We start from the raw sequence: 412 nt of genomic DNA, 5'->3' as shown, positions 1-412 counted from the left end.
ACCCATAGAATTGCAGGACTGCGCGCCTCGCCGTCATCCGGTCATACGCGATCAAGGACTGATCGTGTTCCGCAGCAATTCTTATCGTTTCATTTGGCGCTCGTCGTTACACTTGAAAAAGCCGTGAGCGCTGTTCAGCGGGCGTTCTTAGACCATCGCAATGAGGAGATAATAGGGAAATGATGTGGCGAGGCGGTTTTCTCGCCAGCCGCAGAAATATCGGCCGGAAATCGGCCTCTTCCGCTCAGGAAAAACGCGGCAGCGCCGACAGCAGCCGGTGCAGCGTGTCGATCGTCGAGAAATCGGCGATGCCGTCCACCCGTTCAGGCCGGAAATGGCGCTGGAAAGCTTCCACGTCTCCCGCCGTCTTCTCGGAAAATTGTCCTGTGATTTCAGTGCCATAGCCATATAG

At 55.8% G+C, this 412-nt stretch carries 1 protein-coding gene; it reads right to left on the bottom strand.

From position 1 onward, the window contains the following. Positions 1-244: 244 nt before the first annotated feature. A partial coding sequence (locus K6M89_RS30645; protein WP_222141867.1) for a peptidoglycan-binding domain-containing protein occupies positions 245-412 on the bottom strand: 168 nt, incomplete at its 5' end.

The organism is Rhizobium croatiense, assembly GCF_019793465.1.
GTDB classification, from domain to species: domain Bacteria; phylum Pseudomonadota; class Alphaproteobacteria; order Rhizobiales; family Rhizobiaceae; genus Rhizobium; species Rhizobium croatiense.
This window is presented reverse-complemented; position numbering and strand designations above follow the sequence as displayed.